4 protein-coding genes are annotated in these 4,998 nt (G+C 66.0%); 1 reads left to right on the top strand and 3 read right to left on the bottom strand.

The features are described 5' to 3' along the window. Nucleotides 1-59: 59 nt before the first annotated feature. On the top strand, nucleotides 60-1,784 hold the full coding sequence (locus ACYDAT_RS15515) for a hypothetical protein (protein WP_461451278.1): 1,725 nt from the start codon (nucleotides 60-62) through the stop codon (nucleotides 1,782-1,784). Here ACYDAT_RS15515 and ACYDAT_RS15520 read toward each other — a convergent pair. From ACYDAT_RS15520 to phaR, 3 genes are all read right to left on the bottom strand, one after another. Further along, entirely contained in the window at nucleotides 1,781-3,142 is a 1,362-nt protein-coding gene (locus ACYDAT_RS15520) for a glycosyltransferase family 2 protein (protein WP_461439842.1), read from the bottom strand. The two genes, ACYDAT_RS15515 and ACYDAT_RS15520, sit on opposite strands and share 4 nt — an antisense overlap. Before the next feature lie 108 nt (nucleotides 3,143-3,250). Continuing rightward, nucleotides 3,251-3,997 carry an acetoacetyl-CoA reductase gene (phbB, locus tag ACYDAT_RS15525; RefSeq protein ID WP_461439843.1) on the bottom strand — a complete coding sequence of 249 codons (747 nt, stop codon included), beginning with the start codon at nucleotides 3,995-3,997 and terminating at the stop codon, nucleotides 3,251-3,253. Nucleotides 3,998-4,072: 75 nt separating this feature from the next. After that, nucleotides 4,073-4,648: a polyhydroxyalkanoate synthesis repressor PhaR gene (gene phaR / locus ACYDAT_RS15530; RefSeq protein WP_461451280.1), complete on the bottom strand. Its 576-nt coding sequence runs from the start codon at nucleotides 4,646-4,648 to the stop codon at nucleotides 4,073-4,075. Between the last annotated feature and the right edge of the window lie 350 nt (nucleotides 4,649-4,998).

Here is a 4,998-nt window from a genome sequence, read left to right on the forward strand (position 1 = left end):
CGGCGAAGCATTGATCTTGCCGGCGCGATCCAATGCGTACCTTTACCAAGCGATACTCCATGAATCAGCGCACCAGGCGCCGCCGCGCGCAGTTTGCTTACGCCGTGCTCGGCGTGCTGGCCCTGCTGGCGTTGCGTCTGGCCTCGGCCTGGTCGCTGCGCGTGGACTCGGATGAGCCGCAGCACTTGCACGTGGTATGGGCATGGACGCAGGGTTTGCTGCCCTACCGCGACGTGTTCGACAACCACACGCCACTGTTCCAGTTGCTGATGTCGCCGCTGCTGGCGCTGCTGGGCGCGCGCGCCGACATCGTGCCGTGCATGCGCACCGCGACGATTCCGATCTGGGCGCTAGGTCTGGCGCTGACCTGGTGGCTGGGACGGCGGCTGTGGAACGCCCGCGTGGCGTGGACCGCGACGGCGCTGACGGCGCTGTTTCCGCTGACGTATCTGTCCAGCGTGCAATTTCGCACCGACGATCTGTGGTGGGTGCTGTGGGTGGCGGGCGTCGCGGTCGCGGTGCTGGGCGCGCCGGATCGCCGCCGGCTGGCCGCGGCAGGGCTGCTGATGGGACTGAGCTTCGCGGTATCGATGAAGACCACGCCGCTGCTCATCACCCAGTTGCTGGCGTTGCTCCTGCTGGGCGCGCTCTGGCACCGGCAAGGACGCGCGATCGCCTGGCGCGCCTGGCTGGGTGCGTTGCCCGGCTGGCTGCTGGGATTGGTGCTGCCGCTTGCGGCGTTCGCGGTGTTTTTTGCGGCGCACGGTGCGCTTGGCCGCGCATGGTATTTCTGGGTCGGCTACAACGTCGTGCCGGGGATGGGGCCATGGACCGGCAGCCGCTTGCAATATCTGCTGTTTCCGACGGTGTCCGCGCTGGTGGCGCTGGTGTCCTGGCGGCGGCTGCGCGCCAGCACCGATGCGGCGTTGACGTTGCGCCGGTTGGCGATGTTCGATGGCGCGGCGTTGTACCTCGCGGCGCTGCTCAGCTATTGGCCGCTACTGACCCTGCAGGATCTGCTGCCGGTAGTGCCGTTGCTGATGCTCGGAGCGAGTGGCACGCGGTTTGCCCACACGCGGCGTATCGGATGGGGCTTTGAGCTGGCATTGGCGCTGGAACTGCTGACGATCCTGGCGGCGCGTCCCCCTTGGCGCGATCTGCTGTTGCAGCGGCAGGAGCGCGAACTGGCGCTGGTGCTGCGACTGACGCATCCGGATGATTTCGTGATGGACGCCAAGGGTGCGGCTATCTTCCGTGAGCGTCCGGTGTTCTGGGTATTCGAGGACATCGCCGAGTTCCGCATCGCGCATGGGCTGCTGCACCCGCGGGTGCGTGCCCATCTTGAGCGCACCGGCACGCCCATGGTGATCGACCACCGCATGCCGGACAGCGCCGAACCATTCATCGCGCGCAACTATCTGCCGCTGCTGGGCAACGTGCGCGTGCTGGGCCAACGCTTCGCGGTGGCGCAGGCGCGGCAGCCGGTGCTGCTGCCGATCGCGATCCCGCAGCGTTACGTGCTGCTGGATGCCCAGGGCCGCATCGTCGCCGCGCGCATTGACGGGCGTGCCGTCGCTGGCGCGGTGGCCTTGACGCGTGGTTGCCACACGCTGGAAGTGCCACAGGCCGGCCCGTATCTGCTGCTGTGGGCGCCGGCGATCCAGCGTGGTCTGGATCCGGCGGCGCTGCTGGCTCTGCCGGCGCAGCGACAGGCGGCGCCGGCCGCAACGGTTGCGGCGGCACTCCAGTGCCGCCAGCAAGGCGCCGTCGGATTGCTGAATTAGCGCGTCAACCAGCCTTGCGTGCGCGCGGTGAGCAACGCGTAGGGGAATATCCAGAACAGCGCGAATGCGGAGAAATACGAGTAGCCGATGCCGTAGACGAAATCCCAGGAGCGCTCGCCGCGCAGGTAGTACAGCATGTTGAACGCGGACACCAGCAGCAGCGCGGAGCAGAAGCGCAGCAGCAGCTCCGGGTGGCCCGGCAGCATGACCACGAGCAGCGTCAGCACCGCCCAGCCGACGGGATAGCGCAGGTTGGTGATGACCAGATCCAGCAGCGCGATCAGCCGCGCCGGCAGCGGCCGCTTCCATACGATGTGGCGCGCGAAGCGCAGTTCCTCGCGCACGTAGCTGCGGTCCCAGCGCAGGAACATCTTGCATAGCTGGCGATAGCGCGTCGGCACCAGGGTATGCACGATGGCGGCACGTTGATAGACGCAGTCGTAGCCCTGTTCGAGGATGGCGTTGGTCAGCGCGCGATCCTCGCCGAACGTGCACGCGCGGCCGAGAAAGCGCTGTCCGATCCAGGCATCGAGCACGCGACGCACCACCGAAGTGCGGTAGGCCGCGAGCGCGCCCGGGCAGCAGTAGACGGTGCCGTAGGTGCTTTGCACCGCGCGCAGGAAATCGAACGACAGTGCATAGCGCACCTTGAGCATGCGCGGAATCAGGCCCTGTTCCCGGTTGTAGACACTGACCTTGCCGGCGACCGCGCCGATGCGCGGATCATGGAACGGGCCGGCCATGGCCAGCAGGGTATTGGCCTCGATCACGCTGTCCGAATCGATCGTTACCAGCACCTCGCCGCGGCCACGACGGAATCCGGCTTCCAGCGCGGCACGCTTGCCTTGGTTGCGCTCGAAACGCAGCGTGCTGACCAGGCCCGGGTACTGTGCCGCGGCCTGTTCGATGTGCATCCAGGTGTCGTCGCGGCTGCCATCGTCGATGACGATGATTTCCAGCCGGTCACGCGGGTAGCGGGCCTGCGCCACCGAATGGATCGAACGCGCCACCATCGGCCCCTCGTTGTAGGCGGGGATGATCACGGTCAACAACGGCGCCTGTTCCATATCCGCGCTGCGCGGCGTGCGGTAGCGGTACCAGAGGAGGGTGCGAAACAGCAGCATCAGCGAGCCCATCGCCGCCCACAGTATCGCCGGGCGCACGATGAGTGAGGCCCAGCCGTACTCGCGCGCCATGTGGATCACGCCGTGGAAGACTTGCAGATGCCAGCTCGCCAGCATCAGCAGCCCCAAGCCCAGCAATATCGCCAGCCGGTAGTAGCGATCGCCTGGCATGGCGTGATAGTCGTGCGAGTCGGCACGAGTCAACCGATCAACCGCCGTGGCTTGGGTGCTCATTGGCCGAAGTGTCAGAGGGGAGCGGCCGTTATACGCATCCCGTCGCAGCGAAGCATGAACACTTGGCGACTGCCCCGCGCCACCATTCGGAGCATGACCGCACTGTCCTCAGAAACTCATGAAGTAGCCGCCGTTCACGGGCAGATTGGCGCCGGTGATGTAGCCATTGTCATCGGCGGCCAGAAACGCCACGGCGCGACCGATGTCGTCCGGCGCCCCCAGGCGCCCGACCGGGATCTGCGCGACGATCTTTTCGCGTATTGCTTCAGGCACCGCCATCACCATCTCGGTCTGACAATAGCCCGGCGACACGGTGTTGACGGTGATGCCCTTGGCCGCGACTTCGCGCGCCAGCGCCATGCTGAAGCCGTGCACGCCGGCCTTGGCCGCAGAGTAGTTGGTCTGGCCGAACTGGCCGGTCTGGCCGTTGACCGAGCTGATGTTGACGATGCGCCCGAAACCGCGCGCGAGCATGCCCTCGATCACGGCGCGGCTCATGTGGAAGATGCCGTCCAGATTGACCGCCATCAACTGATCCCACTGCGATTTTTCCATCTTGCGCAGGCTGGCATCGCGGGTGATGCCGGCGACGTTGATCAGGATATCGACGCGGCCGTGGCTGGCTTCGGTCTCGGCGACGAGGCGCTTGCAGGACTCGAAATCGGTGACATCGAGCGCGCTGAAAGAGACGCGCTCGCCGAACTCGGCCATTTCCTGACGGAAGGCGGCCAGACGCTCGCTGCGGTTGGGCAGATCGGCGGCGATCACGCGCGCGCCCTGGCGGGCCAACTGGCGGCAGATGGCGCTGCCGAGACCGCCGATACCGCCGGTGACGATGGCGATGCGTTCACTCATGGCTGACTCCTGGACAAGACGCGGGCACACACGCGCCGCGCGGGCGGTGAGAAAAGATCAAACGGGGGAACGAACTCAGCGCGGGGATTTGCCGCCGGACTTCGCGCCGACCGGGCGCGGCGGGGCGCCGCCGTGCGCATGACCGGTATCGCTGTTGCCGGCAGCGGCGTTGCCATCGGGAGCTGGCTTGGTGGCGGCGGCGCGCACGTTGGCGCTTTCCACCAGACTGCGCTGCAGGTTCTGCCACAGGTCCATGTTGCGCGTGGTCAGATCGTTGAGCATGGTCCAGGGCGTTTGGCCGACCACGCTGGTGAGCTGTTTGCGGAACTGCTGCTGCTGTTCCAGAAAGACCTGCATGCTGCGCTCGAGGTAAGGGCCCATCAGGCCCTGCAGGGCATCACCGTAAAAGCGAATGATCTGCGTCAACAACGGCACCGAGAACATCGGCTGGCCTAGCTGCTCATGCTCGGCGATGATCTGCAAGAGCACGCTGCGCGTGAGGTCGTCGTTGGTCTTGGCGTCGCGCACCTCGAAGATCTCGCCGTCGAGCACCAACTGGCGCACTTCCTCCAGCGTGATGTAGCTCGAGATCTCGGTGTCGTACAAACGCCGGTTGGGGTATTTCTTGATGATGCGATTGGATGTTGCCATGCGGCAAACCTAGCAGATTATTTTGCGTCGCACCACTTACGATGCTGCGCAACAATGCGCGCGAATCCTTGCCTCTTGAGCAAGCATTCATCCCGGGAGCGTTGTGCGACATGCCATTCATGGCATGTCGCATGCGCGGCCCGGAGGGTTCGGCAGGCAGCCGTCCCTGGGTCGCGGCCCGTTCGGCATCCTGCCTCACCTGGTCATGCGCATTGAAGCTGCCACTGGCAGCTTCAGGGCATGCGTCCGCGGAGGGTGGGGCAAGCAGCCGTCCCTGGGTCGCGGCCCGTTCGGCATCCTGCCTCACCTGGCCATGCGCATTGAAGCTGCCACTGGCAGCTTCAGGGCAT

It is taken from the genome of Metallibacterium sp. (assembly GCF_054637675.1).

Bases quoted from the DNA above. Each gene is read 5' to 3' on its own strand.
- phaR (WP_461451280.1), bottom strand. From the start codon at position 4,648: ATGGCAACATCCAATCGCATCATCAAGAAATACCCCAACCGGCGTTTG.
- phbB (WP_461439843.1), bottom strand. From the start codon at position 3,997: ATGAGTGAACGCATCGCCATCGTCACCGGCGGTATCGGCGGTCTCGGC.
- ACYDAT_RS15520 (WP_461439842.1), bottom strand. From the start codon at position 3,142: ATGAGCACCCAAGCCACGGCGGTTGATCGGTTGACTCGTGCCGACTCG.
- ACYDAT_RS15515 (WP_461451278.1), top strand. From the start codon at position 60: ATGAATCAGCGCACCAGGCGCCGCCGCGCGCAGTTTGCTTACGCCGTG.